This is a genomic window from Rhizobium rosettiformans, assembly GCF_016806065.1.
In the GTDB taxonomy this organism is placed as follows: Bacteria; Pseudomonadota; Alphaproteobacteria; order Rhizobiales; family Rhizobiaceae; genus Allorhizobium.
The window spans coordinates 3,320,543-3,342,420 of the sequence record NZ_CP032405.1; the positions used below are offsets into that span (position 1 = coordinate 3,320,543).

22 protein-coding genes are annotated in these 21,878 nt (G+C 61.6%); 14 read left to right on the forward strand and 8 right to left on the reverse strand.

The genetic code is table 11. The features are described 5' to 3' along the window. Nucleotides 1-72 precede the first annotated feature (72 nt). From tatB to D4A92_RS16305, 6 genes are all read left to right on the forward strand, one after another. Nucleotides 73-816, forward strand: a complete 744-nt coding sequence (gene tatB, locus D4A92_RS16280; protein WP_203015611.1) for a Sec-independent protein translocase protein TatB — start codon at nt 73-75, stop codon at nt 814-816. After that, nucleotides 813-1,634, forward strand: coding sequence for a twin-arginine translocase subunit TatC (tatC, locus tag D4A92_RS16285; protein ID WP_006728577.1), 822 nt, complete (start codon nt 813-815; stop codon nt 1,632-1,634). The genes tatB and tatC overlap by 4 nt, the downstream gene beginning before the upstream one ends. 105 nt (nt 1,635-1,739) lie before the next feature. Beyond that, entirely contained in the window at nt 1,740-3,023 is a 1,284-nt protein-coding gene (gene serS, locus D4A92_RS16290; protein ID WP_203015612.1) for a serine--tRNA ligase, read from the forward strand. A 22-nt stretch (nt 3,024-3,045) separates the two neighbouring features. After that, nucleotides 3,046-3,816: a 5'/3'-nucleotidase SurE gene (gene surE, locus D4A92_RS16295; RefSeq protein ID WP_203015613.1), complete on the forward strand. Its 771-nt coding sequence runs from the start codon at nt 3,046-3,048 to the stop codon at nt 3,814-3,816. Further along, the gene (locus D4A92_RS16300) at nt 3,813-4,466 is read left to right on the forward strand and encodes a protein-L-isoaspartate(D-aspartate) O-methyltransferase (protein WP_203015614.1); all 654 of its coding nucleotides are present in this window, start codon (nt 3,813-3,815) and stop codon (nt 4,464-4,466) included. The genes surE and D4A92_RS16300 overlap by 4 nt, the downstream gene beginning before the upstream one ends. Before the next feature lie 180 nt (nt 4,467-4,646). Continuing rightward, a complete protein-coding gene (locus D4A92_RS16305; RefSeq protein WP_203015615.1) occupies nt 4,647-6,176 on the forward strand; it encodes a peptidoglycan DD-metalloendopeptidase family protein in 1,530 nt (509 codons plus the stop codon). Nucleotides 6,177-6,249: 73 nt separating this feature from the next. Here the strand turns inward: D4A92_RS16305 and D4A92_RS16310 are convergent, their stop codons facing one another. Next, nucleotides 6,250-7,122: an ATP-binding protein gene (locus D4A92_RS16310; RefSeq protein WP_203015616.1), complete on the reverse strand. Its 873-nt coding sequence runs from the start codon at nt 7,120-7,122 to the stop codon at nt 6,250-6,252. Between the two features lie 205 nt (nt 7,123-7,327). Here D4A92_RS16310 and yajC point away from each other — a divergent pair, with 205 nt between their 5' ends. The 5 genes from yajC (at nt 7,328) to D4A92_RS16335 (ending at nt 12,114) form a co-directional block, all read left to right on the forward strand. Next, on the forward strand, nt 7,328-7,672 hold the full coding sequence (gene yajC / locus D4A92_RS16315; protein ID WP_203015620.1) for a preprotein translocase subunit YajC: 345 nt from the start codon (nt 7,328-7,330) through the stop codon (nt 7,670-7,672). A gap of 62 nt (nt 7,673-7,734) precedes the next feature. Continuing rightward, a complete protein-coding gene (secDF, locus tag D4A92_RS16320) occupies nt 7,735-10,287 on the forward strand; it encodes a protein translocase subunit SecDF (protein WP_203015622.1) in 2,553 nt (850 codons plus the stop codon). 4 nt (nt 10,288-10,291) lie between these two features. Further along, on the forward strand, nt 10,292-10,690 hold the full coding sequence (locus D4A92_RS16325; RefSeq protein ID WP_203015623.1) for an Mth938-like domain-containing protein: 399 nt from the start codon (nt 10,292-10,294) through the stop codon (nt 10,688-10,690). Between the two features lie 20 nt (nt 10,691-10,710). Beyond that, nucleotides 10,711-11,565, forward strand: coding sequence for a phytoene/squalene synthase family protein (locus D4A92_RS16330; protein WP_425957885.1), 855 nt, complete (start codon nt 10,711-10,713; stop codon nt 11,563-11,565). Nucleotides 11,566-11,664: 99 nt separating this feature from the next. Then, entirely contained in the window at nt 11,665-12,114 is a 450-nt protein-coding gene (locus D4A92_RS16335) for a hypothetical protein (protein WP_203015625.1), read from the forward strand. A gap of 15 nt (nt 12,115-12,129) precedes the next feature. Here D4A92_RS16335 and trmFO read toward each other — a convergent pair whose 3' ends face one another. The 3 genes from trmFO to tyrS all read right to left on the reverse strand — a co-directional run bounded on the left by trmFO (nt 12,130) and on the right by tyrS (nt 15,341). Beyond that, entirely contained in the window at nt 12,130-13,539 is a 1,410-nt protein-coding gene (gene trmFO, locus D4A92_RS16340; RefSeq protein ID WP_203015626.1) for a methylenetetrahydrofolate--tRNA-(uracil(54)-C(5))-methyltransferase (FADH(2)-oxidizing) TrmFO, read from the reverse strand. 142 nt (nt 13,540-13,681) lie between these two features. Continuing rightward, the gene (locus D4A92_RS16345) at nt 13,682-13,825 is read right to left on the reverse strand and encodes a DUF1127 domain-containing protein (RefSeq protein WP_006728564.1); all 144 of its coding nucleotides are present in this window, start codon (nt 13,823-13,825) and stop codon (nt 13,682-13,684) included. Nucleotides 13,826-14,084: 259 nt separating this feature from the next. Next, a complete protein-coding gene (gene tyrS, locus D4A92_RS16350) occupies nt 14,085-15,341 on the reverse strand; it encodes a tyrosine--tRNA ligase (protein WP_203015628.1) in 1,257 nt (418 codons plus the stop codon). Between the two features lie 137 nt (nt 15,342-15,478). On the opposite strand from tyrS, the gene D4A92_RS16355 reads away from it, so the two are divergent. Continuing rightward, a complete protein-coding gene (locus D4A92_RS16355; RefSeq protein ID WP_203015630.1) occupies nt 15,479-16,615 on the forward strand; it encodes an anhydro-N-acetylmuramic acid kinase in 1,137 nt (378 codons plus the stop codon). A gap of 3 nt (nt 16,616-16,618) precedes the next feature. On the opposite strand, the gene D4A92_RS16360 is transcribed toward D4A92_RS16355, so the two are convergent. Genes D4A92_RS16360 through D4A92_RS16375 form a run of 4 tightly spaced genes read right to left on the reverse strand, consistent with a single transcriptional unit; the run spans nt 16,619 to nt 18,829 of the window. Continuing rightward, nucleotides 16,619-17,473 (reverse strand): patatin-like phospholipase family protein, encoded by an 855-nt coding sequence (locus tag D4A92_RS16360; protein ID WP_203015632.1) that lies wholly within the window; start codon nt 17,471-17,473, stop codon nt 16,619-16,621. Nucleotides 17,474-17,519: 46 nt separating this feature from the next. After that, nucleotides 17,520-17,729 carry a hypothetical protein gene (locus D4A92_RS16365; RefSeq protein WP_203015634.1) on the reverse strand — a complete coding sequence of 70 codons (210 nt, stop codon included), beginning with the start codon at nt 17,727-17,729 and terminating at the stop codon, nt 17,520-17,522. After that, nucleotides 17,710-18,150 (reverse strand): putative toxin-antitoxin system toxin component, PIN family, encoded by a 441-nt coding sequence (locus D4A92_RS16370; protein ID WP_203015636.1) that lies wholly within the window; start codon nt 18,148-18,150, stop codon nt 17,710-17,712. Before D4A92_RS16370 ends, D4A92_RS16365 begins: the two co-directional genes overlap by 20 nt. A 1-nt stretch (nt 18,151) precedes the next feature. Continuing rightward, complete coding sequence (locus D4A92_RS16375; RefSeq protein ID WP_054150164.1) at nt 18,152-18,829, reverse strand: alpha/beta hydrolase; 678 nt, start codon at nt 18,827-18,829, stop codon at nt 18,152-18,154. Nucleotides 18,830-19,034: 205 nt separating this feature from the next. On the opposite strand from D4A92_RS16375, the gene D4A92_RS16380 reads away from it, so the two are divergent. Both D4A92_RS16380 and sufB read left to right on the forward strand, forming a co-directional pair. Continuing rightward, nucleotides 19,035-20,201, forward strand: coding sequence for a cysteine desulfurase family protein (locus tag D4A92_RS16380; RefSeq protein ID WP_203015638.1), 1,167 nt, complete (start codon nt 19,035-19,037; stop codon nt 20,199-20,201). A gap of 139 nt (nt 20,202-20,340) precedes the next feature. After that, entirely contained in the window at nt 20,341-21,810 is a 1,470-nt protein-coding gene (sufB, locus tag D4A92_RS16385; RefSeq protein ID WP_203015639.1) for a Fe-S cluster assembly protein SufB, read from the forward strand. Nucleotides 21,811-21,878 lie beyond the last annotated feature (68 nt).

Here is a 21,878-nt window from a genome sequence, read left to right on the forward strand (position 1 = left end):
TTCTTCGTTGAAATGTTGGAAGACCGGCGCCCGGATTGAGGCGCCATTGCGTGGCATCAGGAGCCCGTTTGCATGCTGGATATTGGCTGGACCGAGCTTTTGGTGGTCGCCGTCATCCTGATCGTCGTGGTGGGGCCGAAGGATCTGCCGCCGATGATCAGGGCCTTTGGCAAGATGACCAAGCGCTTGCGTCAGACGGCGGGCGAATTCCGCGCCCAGTTTGACGAAGCCTTGCGTGAGGCCGAGCTCGATGATCTGAAGAATTCGGTCAACGACATCCGCTCGCTCAACCCTGCGAACACGATCCGCGAGACGCTCAATCCGCTGCGCCAGATGGGGCAGGAGATCAAGTCGGACCTGGAGCGTTCCACGCGCCTCGACACCAAGTCGGCTCCTCTGGATGATGGCTACGAGGACAATTCGATCCTCCCCGATGTGCCGCTCGGCCTTGGAGAACCACCCCAGGAACTGAGGCCCGTGACGCCGCCGCCGGCCGTTGCGACCCCAACCACCCCGTCCACGCCCGCGCCGGTTGCGACAACGGCACCCGCGACATCCGCCCCGGCCGCAGCGCCGGTCGTTGCGAAAAAAACGGCGGTCCGCAAGTCGGCGGCGGGCAAGACCGCATCTGCGGCCAAAACTGCCGTGCCGGCCAAACCTGCAGGCAAAACGGCGAAGCCAGCAGCACCCGCTGCCAAGGCGCCCGCCAAACTGTCTGCAGCTAAGGCCGAGGTCGCCAAGCCTGTCGCCGCGGAGAAGGCGGCTGCCAAGCCGGCGCTCCGGGCACGCAAGACCAAGAGTGAGGACCGCGCATGAGCGGCGATATCGACGACAAGCCCCAGCCGCTGATCGAGCATCTGATCGAGTTGCGTTCCCGACTGATCTGGGCGCTAGGCTCCTTTTTCGTCGCCTTCATCGTCTGCTTCTACTTCGCCAAACCACTCTTCAACATGCTGGTGGTACCGTACAAATGGGCGGTGGCCTGGGCCGGCATGGACCTTAGCAAGGCCGAGCTTATCTACACGGCGCCGCAGGAATTCTTCTTCACCCAGGTGAAGGTTGCCGCCTTTGGCGCCATGGTCATCGCCTTCCCGGTGATCGCGTCGCAGATCTACAAGTTCGTCGCTCCTGGGCTCTACAAGAACGAGCGTGCCGCTTTCCTGCCGTTCCTGGTTGCGTCGCCGCTGCTCTTCCTGCTCGGCGCCTCGCTCGTCTATTTCTTCTTCACGCCCATGGTCATGTGGTTCTTCCTCGCCATGCAGCAGGCGCCGGGTGAGGGCGATGTGGCGATCTCGCTGCTTCCGAAGGTTTCGGAATATCTGAGCCTGATCATGACGCTGGTCTTTTCCTTTGGCCTGGTGTTCCAGCTGCCGGTCATCACGACGCTTCTGGCACGGGTCGGAATTCTCGAAAGCCAGTGGCTGGCCGACAAGCGCAAGTACTTCATCGTCGTTGCCTTTGTCGTCGCAGCCGTGCTGACACCGCCGGATCCGCTCTCCCAGATCGGTCTTGCGCTGCCGACGATCCTTCTCTACGAGGTGGCTATCTATGCAGCGCGACTCGTGGAGAAGAGCCGTGCCAAGTCGGACCAAGAGGCCGCACTTGCCAAGGCGTCTTCGCCAGACGAGGCCTGATCGGCCGACAGCGTCGGCCGCTGCATCTTAACCCATTGAGACATGGGGCCGGACCTGGCCGCCGGCCAATCCGTTCCCGGTCGAAGCTCAAGACCTGGAACGACGATGCTCGATATCAAGTGGATCCGTGACAATCCCGAGGCCCTGGATGCAGCGCTGGCCAAGCGCGGCGCCGAACCGCTGTCTGCCGCGCTGATCGCGCTCGACCAGAAGCGTCGCGCCGTCGCCCAGGCGATGCAGGACATGCAGTCACGCCGCAACAGCGCGTCCAAGGAAATTGGCGCCGCCATGGCGCAGAAGAACATGGAGCTGGCCGAGAAGCTGAAGGCGGAAGTTGCTTCGCTCAAGGACACGCTGCCGGCGGCCGAAGAGGAAGAGCGCCAGCTCACCGCCGAGCTCAACGACGCCCTGTCGCGCATCCCGAACATCCCGCATGACGACGTGCCCGTCGGCAAGGACGAGCACGATAACGTGGTCGCCCGCGTTGTTGGAGAAAAGCCGACCTGGAATCACAAGCCCTTCGAGCACTTTGAAATCGGCGAAAACCTCGGTTACATGGATTTCGAGCGCGCAGCCAAGCTGTCGGGCGCCCGTTTCACCGTGCTGACCAGCCAGCTTGCCCGCCTTGAGCGTGCGCTCGGCCAGTTCATGCTGGATCTGCACACGTCGGAGCATGGCTACACGGAAGTCTCGTCGCCGCTGATGGTGCGTGACGATGCCATGTATGGCACGGGCCAGCTGCCGAAGTTCGCCGAAGACCTGTTCAAGACCACGGATGGCCGCTGGTTGATCCCGACGGCCGAGGTCACCCTGACCAACCTCGTCTCGGGCGAAATCCTCGACCAGGAAAAGCTGCCCCTGCGCTTTACAGCCCTTACGCCATCCTTCCGGTCGGAAGCAGGCTCGGCCGGTCGCGACACCCGCGGCATGCTGCGCCAGCACCAGTTCTGGAAGTGCGAGCTCGTCTCGATTACCGATGCTGAAAGCTCGATGGAAGAGCACGAGCGCATGACGGCCTGCGCGGAAGAGGTGCTGAAGCGCCTCGGCCTGCATTTCCGCACCATGACGCTTTGCACCGGTGACATGGGCTTCGGCGCCCGCAAGACCTACGACCTCGAGGTCTGGCTGCCGGGCCAGAACACCTATCGCGAAATATCGTCCTGCTCGGTCTGTGGCGATTTCCAGGGCCGTCGCATGAATGGCCGCTACCGCAACAAGGACGGCAAGGGCACGACCTTCGTGCACACGCTGAACGGCTCGGGCACGGCCGTCGGCCGCTGCCTGATCGCGGTGATGGAGAACTATCTGAACGAGGACGGTTCGATCACCGTGCCGGACGTGCTGCTGCCCTATATGGGCGGCATCAAGAAAATCGAGAAGGCGGCCTGATCACGCCGCAACCGGAGTGGCCATGCGCATCCTGCTGACGAATGACGACGGTATCCACGCCCCGGGCCTTGCCTCTCTTGAGCGCATTGCCCGAAGCCTTTCCGACGACGTCTGGGTCGTCGCGCCCGAGACCGACCAGAGCGGGCTCGCCCATTCGCTGACGCTGTCCGAACCCTTGCGTCTACGCGAGCTCGACGACAAAAAGTTTGCGCTTCGCGGCACGCCGACCGACTGCGTGATCATGGCAATCCGCAAGGTGCTCGACCGCAAGCCTGATCTCGTGCTGTCCGGCGTCAATGCCGGCGCCAACATGGCCGATGATGTCACCTATTCTGGCACGGTTGCGGGCGCGATCGAGGGAACTGTGCACGGTGTCAGGTCCTTCGCGCTGAGCCAGGCCTATAGCTATGAAACGGGCACCCCTATCCCGTGGCATGTTGCCGAGACGCTGGCGCCTGACCTGATCAAGAAACTGTCCAAGGTCGATCTGCCGCCGGGCACCTTCCTCAATCTGAATTTCCCGAACTGCGAACCCGGCGAAGTGCAGGGCATTGACGTGACCTCCCAAGGCAAACTGGACTTCGGCCTCTCGGTGGAAGAGCGCCAGGATGGTCGCGGCCTTCCCTATTTCTGGCTGCGCTTCGGCGACCGCAAGGGCAACTTCCGAGCCGGAACCGACATTCATGCGCTGCGCGAGAAGAAGATTTCCGTGACGCCGCTGAAGCTCGACATGACCGACTATGCGGTACAGGATAGGGTTGCGGCAGCACTGGTCGATGGGGATGCGGTGTGAGATCGGCTCTGGTCGAGCGCGAGGGCTTTGCGGCTCTGGTCCTGCGGCTGAGGGCTGAAGGCATCACCGATATCGATCTGCTGACGGCCGTCGAGCAGACGCATCGCTCAAGCTTCGTTCCGCCCGAATTTGCCCAGAACGCCTATTCCAGCCGCTCCATCCCGATCGAATGCGGGCAGTTCATGGAGGGGGCTGATCTCGCCGTTCGGCTGCTTTCCATGCTGCAGGTGAAGCCAGGACATCGCGTGCTTGAGATCGGCACCGGCAGTGGTTTCGCGACCGCCGTTCTCGGGCGGCTCGCCGAGCGAGTGATCTCGATCGAGCGATACAAGACCCTGATTGCGAGCGCTCAGCGTCGATTGGAGCAGCTTGCGATTCGCAACGTCATACTGCGTCAGGTAGACGGCTCGAACGGGTTGCCGGGCGAGGGGACCTTCGACCGGATCATCTGTACGGCGGCCTATCCCGTGATGCCCCGGTTCTTTGCTGAACAACTTGTATCCGGCGGCATGCTGCTCGCGCCGATCATGCTGGATGAGGAGCGCTGCGTCATGGTCCGTCTGACCAAGACCGGAAGCCGGTTCGAACGGGAGGATTTGTTCGAGGTGCCCTTCCTGCCGCTGCAGCCGAAGATTGCCCAGCACCTCTGAACTGATATTTTTCGGAACTCTTGAAAACCCTTTGAACGCAGGCGCAAGGGCGCCCGCCTTTGCATAATTTATATGCGCTTCGCTGAATTCGTTCATAACGAATCCACGGGGTTAACTGACCGGTAATACTAACGCGCTTTAATGAACCCACATCAAGTTGTGTCATATGTGGGTCGAGTCATGCGTAAAAGTGTATCGCCGAAAGCTGGATTGCCTGTCGCTCGTTTGTGCGGCGCGCTCCTCCTGGCGGGTACGGCAGCCGGGTGTAGTTCAGACGCCTCGCGCTTCAGCTCGGTCTTCTCCACCGACAGTCTGACAACCGCTTCCATTCCTCGTCAGCAGCGCAATCAGCCGCCGATCCCCACCGAGAATATCGGTGGCGGCGGCATGTATGGGCAGTCTCAGGCCATGGCGCAGCCGATGCCGGCAAGTCCGTCTTACGGGGCGCCGGCATCTGCCCGGGCTGCCAGCACCCCGGCCTCCGTCCAGCGTGCCGAACTTGCTGCGCCGTCTGGCTCTGGCAACAATTCCGACCGTTCTGCTGTCATGGCGCAGCCCTTCCCGTCTGCGCCTCAGCCGCAGACCGGTCAGGTTGCGGCCGTCAATCCAGGTCAGGTTCTGGCCGAGCCGACCTCGACCGGTTCGACGCCCCGCCAGGGCGGTTGGTCCACGGCCGGTGCTGCCCGCGTGACGTTGCGGCCCGGCGAGACCATCGCGACGCTCGCTGATCGCTACGGCGTGCCGCAGAAGGAAATTCTGAAAGCCAATGGTCTGACCCATGTCAGTGACGCGGCTCCCGGCCAGCTGGTGATTATCCCGACTTTTGGCGGCCCGAATGCGGCCCGCGCTGCGGCCGACGCTTCCGGGCTGCCGACCGATGGCCGCAAGCCGGTGCTGCCGGGCGACCAGCAGCAGAACGTCGCTGTCCTGCCGAATGCCCCGAATTCCCGTGAGAAGCAGCAGGTTTCGGCATCGGCCGCCACCGGCAAGTCGGATGCAGGCGCCGGTGCTAGTGCCGGTTCGCACATCGTGAAGCCGGGTGATTCCCTGGCGCGCATTGCCAAGGCAAACGGCGTTACGGTCGATGAACTCAAGAAGGCGAACGGTCTGACGACGGGCAATATCCGCATTGGGCAGGCGCTCGTGGTGCCGGCAAAGAGCAGCGCGGCTCCCGCCGTTGCCCAGGCTCCGGCTGCACCCGCCGCCGACCCGGTCAAGACGGCCTCCGTGCCGGCTGCTGGCCAGCCCGCCGAATATCAGGCCCCGGCCGCCAACAAGTCGGTCACGGAAGTCGCCGCTGCCAAGCCGGAAACGGCCGCCCCGGAAATGACCGGCATCGGCAAGTATCGCTGGCCGGCCCGTGGTGCCGTGATCGCCAATTTCGGCGCCAATATCGATGGCAAGCGCAGCGATGGTATCGCGATTTCCGTGCCGCAGGGCACGCCGATCAAGGCTGCCGAGAATGGTGTTGTCATCTATGCAGGCAACGGCCTGAAGGAACTCGGCAACACGGTTCTCGTCCGTCACGACGATGGCAAGGTCACCGTCTATGGCCATGCCGACAGCCTGTCGGTGCAGCGTGGCCAGAAGGTCCAGCGCGGCCAGACGATCGCGACCTCAGGCATGACCGGCAACGTCAAGCGTCCGATGCTGCACTTCGAAGTCCGCAAGGATGCAGCCCCGGTCAACCCGATCACCTACCTGGAATAGTGTGTTGCGTACCAGGTGGTGAAAAAGCCCGGAGCTCGCGCTCCGGGCTTTTCTGTGTCCAGTGGTGCCTGTTTCAGCGGCGGTCGGTGGAGATCCGCAGACGTCCGGCGAGATCCTGGATGTATTGCCAGGCGACACGGCCCGAGCGGCCGCCTCGGGTGGTCGCCCATTCCAGGGCCTCGTGATGCAACTGCTCGCGGGGAAGCGGCAGCGAAAAATGCGCGGCATAGCCGTCGATCATGGTCAAGTAGTCGTCCTGGCTGCATTTGTGGAAGCCGAGCCAAAGGCCAAAACGGTCGGAGAGCGAGACCTTCTCCTCGACGGCTTCCGACGGGTTGATCGCCGTCGACTGTTCGTTCTCCATCATGTGGCGTGGAAGCAGATGGCGTCGATTGGATGTCGCATAGAAGAGCACATTGTCCGGCCGGCCCTCGACCCCGCCGTCCAGTGCCGCCTTCAGGGACTTGTAGGCGGTGTCGTCATGGTCGAAGGAGAGGTCGTCGCAGAAGACAACGATCCGGTGCGGCGCATCCTTGATGATGTCGAGCAGGGCGGGAAGCGTCGCGATATCCTCCCGATGCACTTCGACGAGCTTCAGCGCGATGCCGTTCGTCTTGATGATGTCGGCATGGACGGCCTTGACCAGCGACGACTTGCCCATGCCGCGCGCGCCCCAGAGCAATACATTGTTGGCGGGAAAGCCTTCGGCGAAGCGCAATGTGTTTTCGTGCAGGATGTCGCGCACATGATCGACGCCGCGGATCAGGTCCAGTTCCACGCGGTTCGGGCGCTTGATTGGCTGTAAGTGGAGCCGTGCCGGAGCCCAGACGAAACAGTCTGCGGCCTCCCAGTCGTTGACGGCGGGCGCCGGCCCTGCCAGCCGTTCAACGGCCTCGGTGAGACGCTTCACTTCCGCCAGAAGTGCGCTCGCGGTCAGGTCGTCCATCGTTGTACTCCTCCTCGTCCGGTCAGGCTGTAGAAGCCTCAGCTCGGGCGGTATCACGCAGAATTGCGGGCATAAAGGGTAGGGCGCCTGAAAATGGTACGCTTCAGCGCTGTTTCTGTTGCATTCATGGGCTCTCTCACTATATTCCGGCGACCTGACGAGGGGGCCGCAGGGCTCTCCAATACGCTTTAATAGGGAGTCTTTCATGTTTATCACCGAGGCCTTTGCCCAGGACGCAGCCGCTCCGAGCGCTATGGGATCCGGACTGGAAATGCTGCTGCTCTTTGCGCCGCTGATGGTGGTCTGGTATTTCTTCCTGATCCGTCCGCAGCGGACGCAGATGAAGAAGCGTGAAGAGACCCTGTCTGCCATTCGTCGTGGCGATCAGGTGATCATGGGTGGCGGCATCGTCGCCAAGGTCACCAAGGTGATCGACGACAAGGAACTCGAACTGGAAATCGCCGACGGCGTGAAGGTTCGTGCGATGCGCCAGTATGTGGCGGAAGTCCGCGTCAAGGGCGAGCCGGTCAAGACCGAAACCGCCGCCTGATCCCGCTGGGCCGGCCTCGTGCCGGCCTTTGCCATTTTCCGATGCCCTGATTCGAGAGTTCCATGCTTTACATCTCCCGCTGGAAGACATTGTTCATCTGGTTGACCGTTGCGCTCGGCGTCTTTGTCGCCCTGCCGAATGCCTTCACGGACGAGGAACTGGAAGCATTTCCCTCGTGGTTCCCCACAAGCAAGGTGACGCTGGGCCTCGACCTTCAGGGCGGCTCGCATATCATGCTGAGGCTCGAGCGCCAGGACATCGTCAAGGAACGCCTGGAGACGATCGTCGGTGACGTCCGGACCCAGCTTCGCGAAGCCGGCATCCGCTACACGGGCCTTTCCGGCGTGGGCCAGCAGATCCAGGTGCGTATCACCGACGCGGACAAGGTGCCGGAAGCGATCGAGGCGTTGCGCTCGCTGACCGATCCCGTCAGCGTTGGCGGCCTGACCGGCGGCTCCGTGACGGAGGTTGCTCTCGAGCAGGCCGAAGGCGGCATGCTGCGCCTGACGCTGACCAATGATGGCATCGACTACCGTGTGTCTTCTGCCCTGACGCAGTCGATGGAAGTCGTTCGCCGCCGTGTCGACGAGCTCGGAACGACCGAACCGCTCATTCAGCGCCAGGGTGATGACCGTATCATCGTCCAGGTGCCGGGTTTGACCGATCCGCAGCGTCTGAAGGCGCTTCTGAACCAGACGGCCAAACTGTCCTTCCACATGGTCGACACGTCGATGCCGGTGATGGAGGCGATCAACACACGTCCGCCGGCACAATCGGAGGTCCTGTATTCGGCTGATGATCCGGCCGTTCCCTACCTCATCGAGCGTCGTGCGCTGATTTCGGGTGAAAACCTCGTTGATGCCCAGGCAGCCTTTGACCAGCGCACAAATGAGCCGGTTGTCAGCTTCCGCTTCGACAGCCGCGGTGCCCAGCGTTTTGCCCAGGCGACGCAGGAAAATGTCGGCAATCCCTTTGCCATCGTCCTCGACCAGCAGGTCATTTCCGCGCCTGTCATCCGCGAGCCAATCCTCGGCGGCTCCGGACAGATCTCCGGCAGTTTCTCGGTCGAAGGCGCAAACGACCTCGCCGTTCTGCTGCGCGCCGGTGCGCTTCCTGCCACGCTGACCGTCGTCGAGGAACGCACCGTCGGCCCCGGCCTCGGCCAGGACTCGATCAATGCCGGCGTGACCGCCAGCATCATCGGCGGTATCGCGGTCGTCGTCTTCATGCTCGCCTTCTACGGCACCTTCGGCGTGATGGCGAACATCGCGCTCGCGGCCAACATCGCCATGATCCTCGCGGCGCTGTCGCTGATCGGGTCGACGCTGACCTTGCCGGGTATTGCCGGTATCGTGCTGACCATGGGTATGGCGGTCGACTCGAACGTTCTGATCTACGAGCGCATCAGAGAGGAAGCCCGAAATGGTCGACCACTGGTGCAAGCGATCGAAGTCGGCTTCAAGAAGGCCTTTGCGACCATTGTCGACGCCAACCTGACGACCTTGATTGCGGCCGTCGTCCTCTTCTTCCTCGGGTCCGGTCCAGTTCGTGGCTTCGCCGTCACGCTGTCGATCGGTATCGTGACGACCGTCTTTACTGCCTTCACCCTGACCTTCTGGTTGATGGCGTTCTGGTACCGCTGGAAGCGCCCGAAACAGATTCCGAAGAGCGTACGCACCGGTTTCTTCGACAACCGCAACATTCGCTTCATGGCGGCCCGCAAGTTCAACTTCGGACTGGCCATGCTCATCTCGGTAGCCTCGCTGGTCGGGTTTGCGACTGTTGGCATGAACCTCGGGATCGACTTCAAGGGCGGCTCCATCATCGAAGTGCAGGCACGTGACGGAACCGCTGATCTCTCCGATATACGCGAGCGTCTGAGCCAGTTGAACCTCGGCGAAGTACAGGCCCAGGGCTTCGGGGACGATGCGAGCGCGCTGATCCGTCTGCAGGCGCAGGATGGTGGCGAGAATGCCGAACAGTCGGCTCTGACCAAGGTGCGTGGTGAACTGGAAGCCGAATACGACTTCCGCCGTGTCGAAGTGGTTGGACCGTCCGTCTCGAGCGATCTGACCTATTCCGCGACTGTCGGCGTTGCCGCCGCCCTGTTCGGTATCCTGATCTATATCTGGTTCCGCTTCGAGTGGCAGTTCGCGCTAGGCGCAATCATCGCGACACTGCATGACGTCGTCTTCACGCTCGGCCTGTTCGTCCTAACCGGCATCGAATTCAACCTGACCAGTATCGCGGCCATCCTGACGATTATCGGTTACTCACTGAACGACACGGTCGTCGTCTATGACCGCATGCGGGAAAACTTGAGGCGCTACAAGAAGATGCCGCTTGAGGTCCTGATCGACGAATCGATCAACCAGACGCTTTCGCGTACGGTGCTGACGGCCGGCAGTACGATCCTCGCACTTGGTGCACTCTATCTGTTCGGCGGCGAAGTCATTGCCTCCTTCACCTTCGCCATGCTGGCAGGCGTTCTGATCGGTACATTCTCGTCGATCTACATCGCCGGTCCGGTGCTGATCGCCTTCAAGCTGCGTCCGGAATCGTTCCAGCAGGACGATAGCGAAGGCGAGAAGATGCCGGCCAAGGCCGGAGCCTGACCCGATGGTCTTTGGCTTCGGAGACAAGGGCGTCACCATCCGTGACGCCCATTTCCCGGGGCGGCCCGGTATAGACAGTTACGGCAATGGCGGTTTCCGCTTCGCCGACATGTCGCATCGTGGGTCGCTTCTCCTGCTTCCCTCAGGCGTCTATGGCTGGGAGCAGACCGAGGAGGAGCCGATCACGCAAGCCTCGCTTGCGCGTGTGTTCTCCGAGGCCGGTATCGAGTTCCTGCTCTTGGGCACAGGTCGGCAATTGCGTCTTGTCGATCCCGATTTGCGGTCCGCGCTGAAGGCGAAGGGCATTGCCACCGATCCCATGGGAACCGGTGCTGCCGTGCGCACGTATAACATCATGCTGGCCGAGCAACGCCCGGTTGCCGCCGCCTTGATTGCCGTCTGATCATCGTCGAAAGGTGCATCGTGAGCGATATCCCGTCAGCCAATGAGGCGCTTTGCCTGCGGGCACTGCAGGAGACGGATCGCGACCGCTACCTGGCAAGCCTCCTGACGCCGGCCGATCGTCGTGCCGCGATCGTTGCGCTTTATGCCTACAATGCCGAGCTCGCCCGGGTGCGCGACCTCGTGCGCGAACCTTTGCCGGGCGAGGTGCGGCTGCAATACTGGCGGGATCTGCTGGAAGGTGCCGCCCATGGCGAGACGGCCGGAAATCCTGTCGCTGCAGAGCTTCTTCGCGCCGTGCAGACGTGGCGCCTGCCGGTGGCGCCGCTTGTCGCCATGGCCGACGCGCGCATCTTCGACCTCTACGACGATCCCATGGAAACGCCCGCGATGTTCGAAGGCTATGCCGGCGAGACGGCGGCGGCGCTCATTCAACTTTCATCTCTGGTTCTCGATGCTGAGGCAGCCGAGGCTGCCTCAGAGATCGCAGGCCATGCGGGTGTGGCACTGGCAGTTGCCGGCGCGATCCTGCTGATGCCGATCCATCGGGCCCGAGGCCAGGTTTACCTCCCCACACAGATCCTTGCTTCCGTGGGGCTCGACCGGGACGGATTTCTGGCCGGGGGCAACGACGAGCGGATGACCGCCGCCATCCAGGCCTTTGCCGGTTTCGGTCTCGATCACCTGCGCAAGGCGCGAGCCGCCGGGAGAATACCGAAGAGCCTGCTTGCCGCCTTCCTGCCTGCGACGCTGGCAGAATCGGTATTCAAGCGGGCGATGAAGATCGGCCATGCCTCTCTCTCGACCGATATTCGCCCGCCGCAATGGCGACGGCAGATGGCGATGATGCGCTTGCTGCTGACGGGTCGGCTCTGACACAGCGGCCACGTCCCGGCTACACCACGTTCACGCAAGGCTCGCCTGTTAGCAGCCATTGCGATAGTATGTGTGCGGGGAAGGACGCGAGATCTAATCATGGTGACTTGGGGTATCGTCTTTGCGCTCGTCCTGGCGCTGGCCTATTTCTCCCTGCGTATGATGCGCCAGGAGGATGAGGGATTTCAGGATGCTGGCCTCGCTATCCTCGAATTCGGCCGCGCCTTTCCGCAAGAGGCGATCCGCAGCCTGCACGCCACGGTCGACGGCAAGGCGGTCTTCGTCCGTCTTCATGACAACAAGGCAGGCTTCATGCGCAGCATGCGCAACCATTTCGCCTGCCATCTGATCGAGCCAGGCACCGTGCGTGTTCGCGCCTTGCCGAACGGCAAGGGCATCGCCGTCGAGTTTCTCGACGCATCCTTCCACAATGGCGAGTTCACTTTTGCGAACCCGGCAATCGCGGCAGAGGTGTCCCTCTGGCTGCTTGGAAACTACGTTGGCCATGCCGACCGGGAACAGGACACCGCCTCCAGCACGACAGGCTGAGGCCTGACGTCGCCGTCAGGCAGCACCCAGCCAGGTCTTGCAGTGTTCGAGTGCCCGTGCGGCGATCAGCTGTCGCTTCATGATCGTCTTGTCCTTGCCGCGGAAGCGCTTGACGCCCTCAGGCTTGATGATCGAACCGGGCTCAAGCTCGGGAAACAATCCGAAATTGATGTTCATCGGCTGGAACGAGCGCTTGCCCGGCTCCTCGTCGGAGACGATGTGTCCGCCGGTGATGTGATTGAGCAGCGAACCGAGGGCTGTCGTCGCCGGCGGAATGCTTGGTGTCTCGCCCTTGCGCTGCGCTGCTGCGAAACGGCCGGCGAGCAGGCCGATCGAGGCGCTTTCCACATACCCCTCGCAGCCTGTGATCTGGCCGGCAAAGCGCAGGCCCGGACGGGCCTTCAGCTGCAAGCTCTGGTCGAGCAGGGTCGGGGAGTGGATATAGGTGTTGCGGTGCAGGCCGCCGAGGCGGGCGAATTCGGCATTCTCCAGGCCCGGGATCATCCGGAAGATTTCCGCCTGGGCGCCGTAGCGCAGTTTCGTCTGGAAACCGACCATGTTGTAGAGCGTGCCCAGCGCATTATCCTGGCGCAGTTGCACGACGGCATAGGGCTTGACGGTCGGGTTGTGGGCATTGGTGAGGCCCATCGGCTTCATAGGCCCGTGGCGCAGTGTCTCGCGGCCGCGCTCGGCCATCACCTCGATCGGCAGGCAACCATCGAAATAGGGCGTGCCTTCCCATTCCTTGAAGCCGACGGCGTCGCCGGCAATCAGGGCGTCGACGAAGGCATTGTACTGGGCCTCATCAAGCGGGCAGTTGATATAGTCCTTGCCAGTGCCGCCGGGCCCGACCTTGTCGTAGCGCGACTGGAACCAGCAGATATCCATGTTGATGCTGTCGGTATGCACGATCGGTGCGATGGCATCGAAGAAGGCGAGCGCGTCCTTGCCTGTCCGTTCGCGGATGGCTTCGGCGAGCGCCGGCGAGGTGAGGGGGCCTGTGGCAATGATGGCGAGATCCCAGTCTTCCGGCGGCAGGCCGGTCACTTCCTCGCGGACGACCGTGATCAGCGGATGCCGCTGGATTTCGGCAGTGACAGCCTCGGAGAAGCCGTCGCGGTCGACCGCGAGTGCGCCACCGGCCGGGACCTGATGCCTGTCGGCGCAGGCCATGATCAACGAGCCGGCGAGCCGCATCTCGGCATGGATGACGCCGACAGCGTTCGACGTTGCGTCATCGGAGCGGAAGGAGTTGGAGCAGACCAGCTCGGCAAGGCCGTCGGTCTTGTGTGCATCCGTGCCGCGCACGCCGCGCATCTCGTGCAGAATGACCGGAACGCCGGATTGCGCGACCTGCCAGGCGGCTTCAGAGCCTGCAAGACCGCCGCCGATGATATGAATGGGGGAGAAGGTGCTGTTCGTCATGGGCGGCTCCATATCACGCCTCGCGGCGCGAGGTCCATCATGTCTGGAGCCATGCAGCGGGCCGGGCGTTCAATTTGATGAAGCCGGAATCAAAAACGGCACCATGCGGTGCCGTTTGACAGGCTGCTTTGCGCAGGTCCGATTAACGGAAAGAGCGCGAAGCGATGTTGCGGATCTCGTAGCGGGTGATGCCGATGTCGTTGAGGGTCTGCGAAGACAGGTTGCCCAGTTCGTTCATCGTGCGGCGGTAGCTGATCCAGTTCTTTGCAATGCGGATCGGGTTCATGGTCGTTTCCTCGTCGAATGTTCGCTGATCCTGCGGTCTTTCCCGCATCGGCGACTGACGTTCTTATACGCCCGTAAAACAATATTGTGCAGTGCAAATAATGTGCGACTGCTATGCATTTGTGCATGAGGTTGCCGTGATATGCGGCAGGGCGGGTAGGCTGGTGAAAAATGCGCCATAGGTTAACGGCTGTTGATCAATGCAGAAAAGCCCGCAATCGCGGGCTTTTCGGGTGTCGTCAGTGTAAGTCTTTAGACGGTCAGACAGGCTTGATGAGAATGTGCTTCTTCTTGCCCAGCGAAAGCTTGATGACGCCATCCGCTGTGACCTCTGCAGTTCCCACAGACATGCGCTCATCAGAGACGCCGGCATCGTTGATTTTGACCGCACCACCCTGGACATGACGACGGGCTTCACCGTTCGAGGCAGCAAGGCCCGCCTTGACGATCAGTCCGAGCAAGCCGATCCCGGCTTCGAGTTCAGCAGACGCGACTTCTACAGTCGGCAGCGTATCGGCAAGCGCCCCTTCCTCGAAGGTCTTGCGGGCCGTCTCTGCAGCCTGCTCAGCGGCTTCCCGGCCATGCAGCAGCGTCGTCACTTCGGTGGCGAGGATCTTCTTGGCTTCGTTGATCTCCGAACCACCAAGCGCTGCCAGACGTGCGATTTCGTCCATCGGCAGGATGGTGAAGAGCTTGAGGAAGCGCACGACATCGGCATCCTCGGTGTTGCGCCAGTACTGCCAGAAGTCATAGACCGGCAGCAGATCGGCATTGAGCCAGACGGCACCCGAGGCCGACTTGCCCATCTTGGCGCCGGAGGAGGTGGTGAGCAGCGGTGCCGTCAGCGCATAGAGCTGCGGTGTGCCCATGCGGTGGCCGAGATCGATGCCGTTGATGATGTTGCCCCATTGGTCGGAGCCGCCCATCTGCAGCCGGCAGCCGTAGCGCTGGTTCAGCTCGACGTAGTCGTATGCCTGGAGGATCATGTAGTTGAATTCCAGGAAGGACAAGGACTGTTCGCGGTCAAGCCGCGTCTTGACGCTGTCGAAGGAGAGCATGCGGTTGACCGAGAAATGCCGACCGACATCGCGCAGGAATTCGAGGTAGTTGAGGCCGCGTAGCCACTCGGCATTATTGACCATCAGGGCGCCGCCCTTCGGGCCCTTGTCATAGTCGAGGTAATGCGAGAAGCAGCGCTTGATCGAGGCGATATTCTCTTCGATCGTCTCGATGGTCATCAACTTGCGGGCTTCCTCCTTGAAGGAGGGGTCGCCGACCATGCCGGTACCGCCGCCCATCAGCGAGATCGGCTGGTGGCCAGTGGTTTGGAACCAGCGCAGCATCATGATCTGCATGAGGTGGCCGACATGCAAGCTGGATGCCGTCGGATCATAGCCGATATAGGCCGTCACGCTTTCCTTGGCGAGCAGATCGTCGAGCCCCGTTTCATCGGACATCTGATGAATGAAGCCGCGCTCGGAGAGGATGCGGAGGAAATCGGACTTGAACTTCGTCATGACGCTGTTGCTTTCGGTTCTCTGGTCTTTCGGTGGTAATCTTGGAAATCCGCGCGGGCTTTAGCATTGTTTTTTGAATTGTGCACCCGTCTCGGTCATGAATGTCCGGCGTGAACGGTAGCCGAATCGGGTGGCAAATGGCGGAAATCAGGACGGCGATCGGGTTGATGAGCGGCACATCGATGGACGGCATCGATGTGGCGCTTGTCCGCACCGATGGCGAGACGGTGGTCGAGCGCGGCCCCTTTCTCTCCGTGCCCTACGAACCGGCCTTTCGCGACCGGCTGAAGCGGGCGCTGGAAGATGCCAAGACGATCAGGCAACGCAACGAGCGGCCGGGTGATCTCTCACCTATGGAGAGGGACCTGACTCTACGTCATGCAGAAGCGGTCGCGCTTTTCCTGCGGCAGCAGCAGCTGAAGCCCGAGCAGATCGACCTCATCGGCTTCCATGGCCAGACGGTGCTGCACCGACCGGATGAGGCGCTCACCGTGCAGCTGGGCGACGGGCCGCTGCTGGCAGCCGAAACCGGCATCGACATTGTCTATGACATGCGCGCCAACGACATGGTCCATGGAGGGCAGGGCGCCCCGCTGGTGCCGGTCTATCACCAGGCTCTGGCGCACCAGATCCCGGCAGGTGACTGGCCGGTCTGTTTCGTCAATATCGGTGGCATTTCGAACCTCACCTTCCTCGACCGCGACGGCATAATCATCGGCTTCGACAGCGGACCGGGCAACACGCTGATCGATCAATGGGTCGAGGCCCATGCCGGCATCCCCTATGACGACGGCGGCCGCATCGCGTCGGAAGGTTCGGTCATTATGGCGCTCGCCGAGCGCTATCTGGACAATCCGTTTTTCACGGCTAGCAAGCGCCGGTCGCTGGACCGCAACGATTTTCGCCCGCCTGAGGGCCACGAGGCGGAGCTGTCCGATGGTGCGCGGACGCTGGCTTACATCTCGGCTGCGGCCGTCTTGAAGTCGGCCGGGCATCTGCCGGCTTTCCCGAAGACCTTCGTCATCTGTGGCGGGGGACGGCTGAACCGCACAATCATGGCCGATCTTGTGCGATTGGCCGCGGAGAGAGGAGCGGAGGTCATGAGCGCAGAACAGGCCGGCTTCGATGGCGACGCGATGGAAGCTGAGGCCTGGGCCTATCTGGCTGTACGATCGGCAAGCGGGCTGCCGCTTACCTTTCCGGGGACGACGGGTGTCGGTCAGCCGGTAAGTGGCGGAGTGCTCGTGGCGGCGTCCCGACAGCCGAGCAGCTGACTTTCACTTGACGGGGTCTGCAGCCGGTCCCTTTTGAGCAAAGGCGAGCCCATCCCGCAAACCCACTTCATAGGCATGGCGGATGCCGGCTGCGTCGCCGACAGAGAACTTGTTGACCGGGATGTCCTCGCTCGGGCCGACGACGATGCGATTGGCGACCGCCGGCGGCGTGCGGCCAAAACGAGTGGAGAGCAGCAGCGTCTTCCAGCCCTTCGCTTCGACCTCGCTCAGCTTCATCAGCGGCGGATTGTCGACGAGCCCGCCATCGAGATAGGCGCGGCCGCGGACCCGTCCGACCGGCATGAAGGGTGGGACCGAGGAGGTCGCCATCAGTGCATCGACCAGCTCACCGGGATAGTCGACATTGTGTGTGGAGAACCAGGTCGGACGCAATTTCATGCGAAGCCCTGCCTTCGAATGGGTGCCATCGGTCAACAGCTTTTCGATTTGGTAGGCGCCGATCGAGCCCAGCGCCCCGAGCGTGCCCGGCATCCAGTCCGGAACGCCTGAGAGCTGGATCAACATCGGCGGCGCAGCCTTCAAGGTGGCGAGTTCTGCCTCGCCGAATTCGCTGGCGAGCAATTGTCGAAACAGAGCACCGACGACCAGCGGCGATTGCCGCCGCCTCAGCGCCCGCCAGTCGATGCCACGATGCCCCTTTTCGGCGAATGCGAAGGCGGATTCGCGCACCCGATCGCCGACACCGGCAAGAAACATCGCGCCGTGATAGGCCCCGGCAGAAACGGACACATAGAAGCGCGGATTGAGTGGCTGATGCTGACTGAAGGCCTTCAAGAAGCCGCTCTGCCAGTAGCAACGGTTTCCGCCACCTGCGAGGCCGACGGCGTCAAATGTCATGGGTGAGGTCATTCAAAGCATCACAGTCTGTAATCGAACACGACGGTCAGTCGCGACGAAGCAAGGCGAGGGCTTCCGCCTCTCTTCCCCTGCCGCGGGCGGCCATCTCCTCGAACAAGCGGTAAGCTTCGTGTTGCTCCACCATTTCCGCTGCCATTTCTGATACCAGGCGTTCAGGAGAGACACCCTTTTCCGCCGCGATCAGATCCACCTTTTCGTGAACCTCTGAACTCAGCTCAACGGTTAAAGCGTTCATGTTCAAGCCTCCGAACGGTCGCTGCTGGTGTCTCGATCTTGATATGCGGAAACCTGAGCTCCGCCTTTTCGAAATCTCGGATGTTCGACGTAACGAGTATATGCGCGTTGGCCGAGATTGCCAATTCGATCAAGTGATTGTCGGCTTCATCGACGAGATTGGGCCGCCATTTGAAATGCGCCGTGCGCCAGTGGCAGCGAGAAACGAAAATTTCCAGCAATGCTAAACGTTCATTGGCGGACAATCGTGCCTGAACAAAAGGCTCGGTCCTGGAGAGAACGTCCCGGTACTCGAGTAGCAATGGACCGGACAGGAAAGGGACAAGGCGTCCGTCCAGGCACGCCTCGATCACTTTCGAGGCTGGGCCGCGGCCGATACAAGCGCTGACGAGAACGTTTGTATCGGCCACGATCCGGATCATCTTACCGGATCCGCTTGGCGGCCGGTTCGGGGACTAGTTCGCCATCGAGGCGACGGTCGAGATAGTCTTCGCATTCGCCCATCAGCGTTTCCACCTGGCCGTTGAAGAAGTGGTTGGCGCCCGGCACCGTCTTGTGGGTGATCAGGATACCCTTCTGGGTCTTCAGCTTGTCGACGAGGCCAAGCACATCCTTTTCAGGGGCCACCTTGTCGCTGTCGCCATTGATGATCAGGCCTGATGACGGGCAGGGGGCGAGGAAGGAGAAGTCGTAGATGTTCGGCTGCGGCGCGATCGACATGAAACCTTCGATCTCGGGGCGACGCATCAGGAGCTGCATGCCGATCCAGGAGCCGAAGGAATAACCGGCAACCCAGCAGCTCTTCGAATCCGGATGCAGGCTCTGCACCCAGTCGAGGGCCGACGCTGCATCCGACAACTCGCCCGCGCCATGGTCGAATTCACCCTGGCTGCGGCCGATGCCGCGGAAGTTGAAGCGAAGCGTGGTGAAGCCGCGCTTCTGGAACATGTAGAATAGCTGGTAGACGATCTGGTTGTTCATCGTTCCGCCGAATTGCGGATGCGGATGAAGGATGATCGCAATCGGTGCGCTCTTTTCCTTGGAGGGTTGATAACGGCCTTCGAGACGACCCGCGGGGCCGTTGAAAATCACTTCGGGCATTAGGTTCCGGTCCCTGACATTTTTGCGGTTCGTCAACACCAAATTAGAAAGCTGACTTGACGGCGTCAGTCAGCTTTTCTAGAACGAAGTTTAGAACCGTTCGAAACTGGATGGCGTCGCATCCGGGGTGAAGGTGTCATAAGGCAAGCCCGGCGGAAATTTCAAGGAAAATGCGCCGCCATGAGTATGGGAGTCTGAAGCAAGGATGGCCGCTGCGCGCATCTATCTCGACTGGAACGCCACCGCACCCCTAATGGGCGCGGCGCGCGAGGCCATGCTCGATGCGCTTTCAATGCCCGGCAATCCGTCTTCCGTTCATGCCGAGGGGCGCGCAGCCCGCGCCTCGATCGAAAAGGCAAGGCGCGAGGTGGCAAACCTCGTCGATGCCGAACCGGCGCATGTGACCTTCACCGCGAGTGCGACCGAAGCCGCCAATCACGTATTGTCGCCCGTCTATCGCATGGGTAAGTCCCGTGTGGCGCTCGGGCGTCTTTATGTTTCCGCTATTGAGCACCCCGCAGTGAGGGCCGGCGGCCGGTTTTCCGCAGATCAGGTGACGGAGGTTCCGGTGACCCGTTCGGGCATACTGGATGTCGATGCGCTGGCCGCTCAACTCGCTTCGCATGATGTGGCAGACGGTCTGCCATTGGTCGCCGTCATGCTCGTAAACAACGAAACAGGTATCATCCAGCCAATCCGGGAGATCTCCGCCACCGTAAAGAAGTTTGGCGGATTGCTGGTGGTCGACGCCGTGCAGGCGGCAGGCCGCATGCCGCTGTCGATCGCCGATCTCGGCGCCGACTTCCTGATCCTCTCTGCCCACAAGCTGGGCGGTCCCAAGGGCGTCGGTGCACTGGTGTCGCGTGGCGAGACCTTGATGCCGGAACCTCTGGTGCGTGGTGGTGGCCAGGAGAAGGGGCATCGCGCCGGGACGGAAAATCTCGCGGCGATCGCCGGCTTCGGGGCTGCCGCCTCGCGGATGTCGAAGGATCTGGTCGAGCGCAACGCGGCAATTGCAGCGTTACGCGACAGGGCCGAAGCCGGCATGCTGGCTGCGGCACCGGAGACTGTCATATACAGCCGGGGCGAAGCGCGGGTAGGCAACACCAGCTTTTTCCATCTGCCGGGGCTGAAGGCTGAAACCGGTCAGATCGCCTTCGATCTGGAAGGTGTCGCATTGTCGGCGGGTGCGGCCTGCTCGTCCGGCAAGGTGGGCGCCAGCCACGTTTTGACCGCGATGGGCGAGGACGCCGCAACCGGAGCGCTGCGCCTGTCGATCGGCCCGACGACAACGGAAACGGACATCGATCGCTTCGTTGCGACCTTTGAGAAGATTGCCGCCCGGCGAAATCCGGCTGGCCAAGCCGCATAAGCGGCGAAAAACCGGCCCGATCCTCGTTTTTCCCTTGCCAAGAGGGTGAAATGGTGGCTCGGGAACCTTAGATATGGCGGGTCACCGCCCAACGTTAACAAGCTGTCGGAATTTGGCCCGGCAAGATTGGAGAACGACCATGGCTGCTGTGCAGGAAACGATCGATCAGGTTCGCCAGATCGATGTGGATCAGTACAAGTATGGTTTTGAAACCACCATCGAAGTCGACAAGGCCCCAAAAGGCCTGTCGGAAGACATCGTTCGCTTCATCTCGGCAAAGAAGAACGAGCCGGAATGGATGCTGGAATGGCGACTAGACGCCTATCGCCGTTGGCTGACGATGGTCGAGCCCACCTGGGCGCGCGTCGATTATCCGAAGATCGACTTCAACGACATCTACTATTATGCCGCGCCGAAGACGGCTGCCGGCCCGAAGTCGCTCGACGAAGTCGATCCCGAACTTCTGAAGGTCTATGAGAAGCTCGGCATTCCCTTGAAAGAGCAGGAAATGCTGGCAGGCGTCCAGACCTCGAAGATCGCCGTCGATGCTGTTTTCGATTCGGTCTCGGTTGTCACGACCTTCAAGGCCGAACTGATGAAGGCCGGCGTGATCTTCATGTCGATCTCGGAAGCCATCCGCGAATATCCGGATCTGGTGAAGAAATATCTCGGATCGGTCGTACCGGTCACGGACAACTATTATGCGACGCTGAACTGCGCCGTCTTCACCGACGGCTCCTTCGTCTACATTCCGAAGGGCGTCCGCTGCCCGATGGAACTGTCGACCTATTTCCGCATCAACGAGAAGAACACCGGCCAATTCGAGCGCACGCTGATCATCGCCGAGGAAGGAGCCTACGTCTCCTATCTCGAAGGCTGCACGGCACCCCAGCGCGACGAAAACCAACTGCATGCAGCCGTGGTCGAACTCGTGGCGCTCGATGATGCCGAGATCAAGTATTCGACCGTCCAGAACTGGTATCCCGGCGACAAGGACGGCAAGGGCGGCATCTACAACTTCGTCACCAAGCGTGGCGATTGCCGTGGCGATCGTTCGAAGATCTCCTGGACCCAGGTCGAAACCGGTTCGGCCATCACCTGGAAATATCCGTCCTGCATTCTGCGCGGCGACGACAGCCAGGGCGAGTTCTACTCGATCGCCGTGTCGAACGGCCATCAGCAGGTCGACAGCGGCACGAAGATGATCCATCTCGGCAAGAACACCAAGAGCCGGATCATCTCCAAGGGCATTTCGGCCGGTGTGTCGCAGAACACCTATCGCGGCCAGGTCTCGATGCACCGCAAGGCGGAAAACGCCCGCAACTTCACCAACTGCGATTCGCTTCTGATCGGTGACACCTGCGGCGCGCATACCGTGCCCTATATCGAGGTGAAGAACTCGACGGCCAAGGTGGAGCACGAGGCGACGACCTCGAAGATCTCCGAGGACCAGAAGTTCTACGCCATGCAGCGCGGCATCCCGGAAGAAGAGGCGATCGCTTTGATCGTCAACGGCTTCGTCCGCGACGTCATCCAGCAGCTCCCGATGGAATTCGCGGTCGAGGCGCAGAAGCTGATCAACATCTCGCTCGAGGGTTCGGTCGGCTAAGGTCGACCACCCGCTCAGTCATTTCTCTGCGCTTCGCGCGTTACCCATTCGTCCGAAAGGATTTGTCT

Coding starts and splice junctions, on each gene's coding strand:
- tatB (WP_203015611.1), top strand. CDS start 73: ATGCTGGATATTGGCTGGACCGAGCTTTTGGTGGTCGCCGTCATCCTG.
- tatC (WP_006728577.1), top strand. CDS start 813: ATGAGCGGCGATATCGACGACAAGCCCCAGCCGCTGATCGAGCATCTG.
- serS (WP_203015612.1), top strand. CDS start 1,740: ATGCTCGATATCAAGTGGATCCGTGACAATCCCGAGGCCCTGGATGCA.
- surE (WP_203015613.1), top strand. CDS start 3,046: ATGCGCATCCTGCTGACGAATGACGACGGTATCCACGCCCCGGGCCTT.
- D4A92_RS16305 (WP_203015615.1), top strand. CDS start 4,647: ATGCGTAAAAGTGTATCGCCGAAAGCTGGATTGCCTGTCGCTCGTTTG.
- D4A92_RS16310 (WP_203015616.1), bottom strand. CDS start 7,122: ATGGACGACCTGACCGCGAGCGCACTTCTGGCGGAAGTGAAGCGTCTC.
- yajC (WP_203015620.1), top strand. CDS start 7,328: ATGTTTATCACCGAGGCCTTTGCCCAGGACGCAGCCGCTCCGAGCGCT.
- secDF (WP_203015622.1), top strand. CDS start 7,735: ATGCTTTACATCTCCCGCTGGAAGACATTGTTCATCTGGTTGACCGTT.
- D4A92_RS16325 (WP_203015623.1), top strand. CDS start 10,292: ATGGTCTTTGGCTTCGGAGACAAGGGCGTCACCATCCGTGACGCCCAT.
- D4A92_RS16335 (WP_203015625.1), top strand. CDS start 11,665: ATGGTGACTTGGGGTATCGTCTTTGCGCTCGTCCTGGCGCTGGCCTAT.
- trmFO (WP_203015626.1), bottom strand. CDS start 13,539: ATGACGAACAGCACCTTCTCCCCCATTCATATCATCGGCGGCGGTCTT.
- D4A92_RS16345 (WP_006728564.1), bottom strand. CDS start 13,825: ATGAACCCGATCCGCATTGCAAAGAACTGGATCAGCTACCGCCGCACG.
- tyrS (WP_203015628.1), bottom strand. CDS start 15,341: ATGACGAAGTTCAAGTCCGATTTCCTCCGCATCCTCTCCGAGCGCGGC.
- D4A92_RS16355 (WP_203015630.1), top strand. CDS start 15,479: ATGGCGGAAATCAGGACGGCGATCGGGTTGATGAGCGGCACATCGATG.
- D4A92_RS16360 (WP_203015632.1), bottom strand. CDS start 17,473: ATGACATTTGACGCCGTCGGCCTCGCAGGTGGCGGAAACCGTTGCTAC.
- D4A92_RS16365 (WP_203015634.1), bottom strand. CDS start 17,729: ATGAACGCTTTAACCGTTGAGCTGAGTTCAGAGGTTCACGAAAAGGTG.
- D4A92_RS16370 (WP_203015636.1), bottom strand. CDS start 18,150: ATGATCCGGATCGTGGCCGATACAAACGTTCTCGTCAGCGCTTGTATC.
- D4A92_RS16375 (WP_054150164.1), bottom strand. CDS start 18,829: ATGCCCGAAGTGATTTTCAACGGCCCCGCGGGTCGTCTCGAAGGCCGT.
- D4A92_RS16380 (WP_203015638.1), top strand. CDS start 19,035: ATGGCCGCTGCGCGCATCTATCTCGACTGGAACGCCACCGCACCCCTA.
- sufB (WP_203015639.1), top strand. CDS start 20,341: ATGGCTGCTGTGCAGGAAACGATCGATCAGGTTCGCCAGATCGATGTG.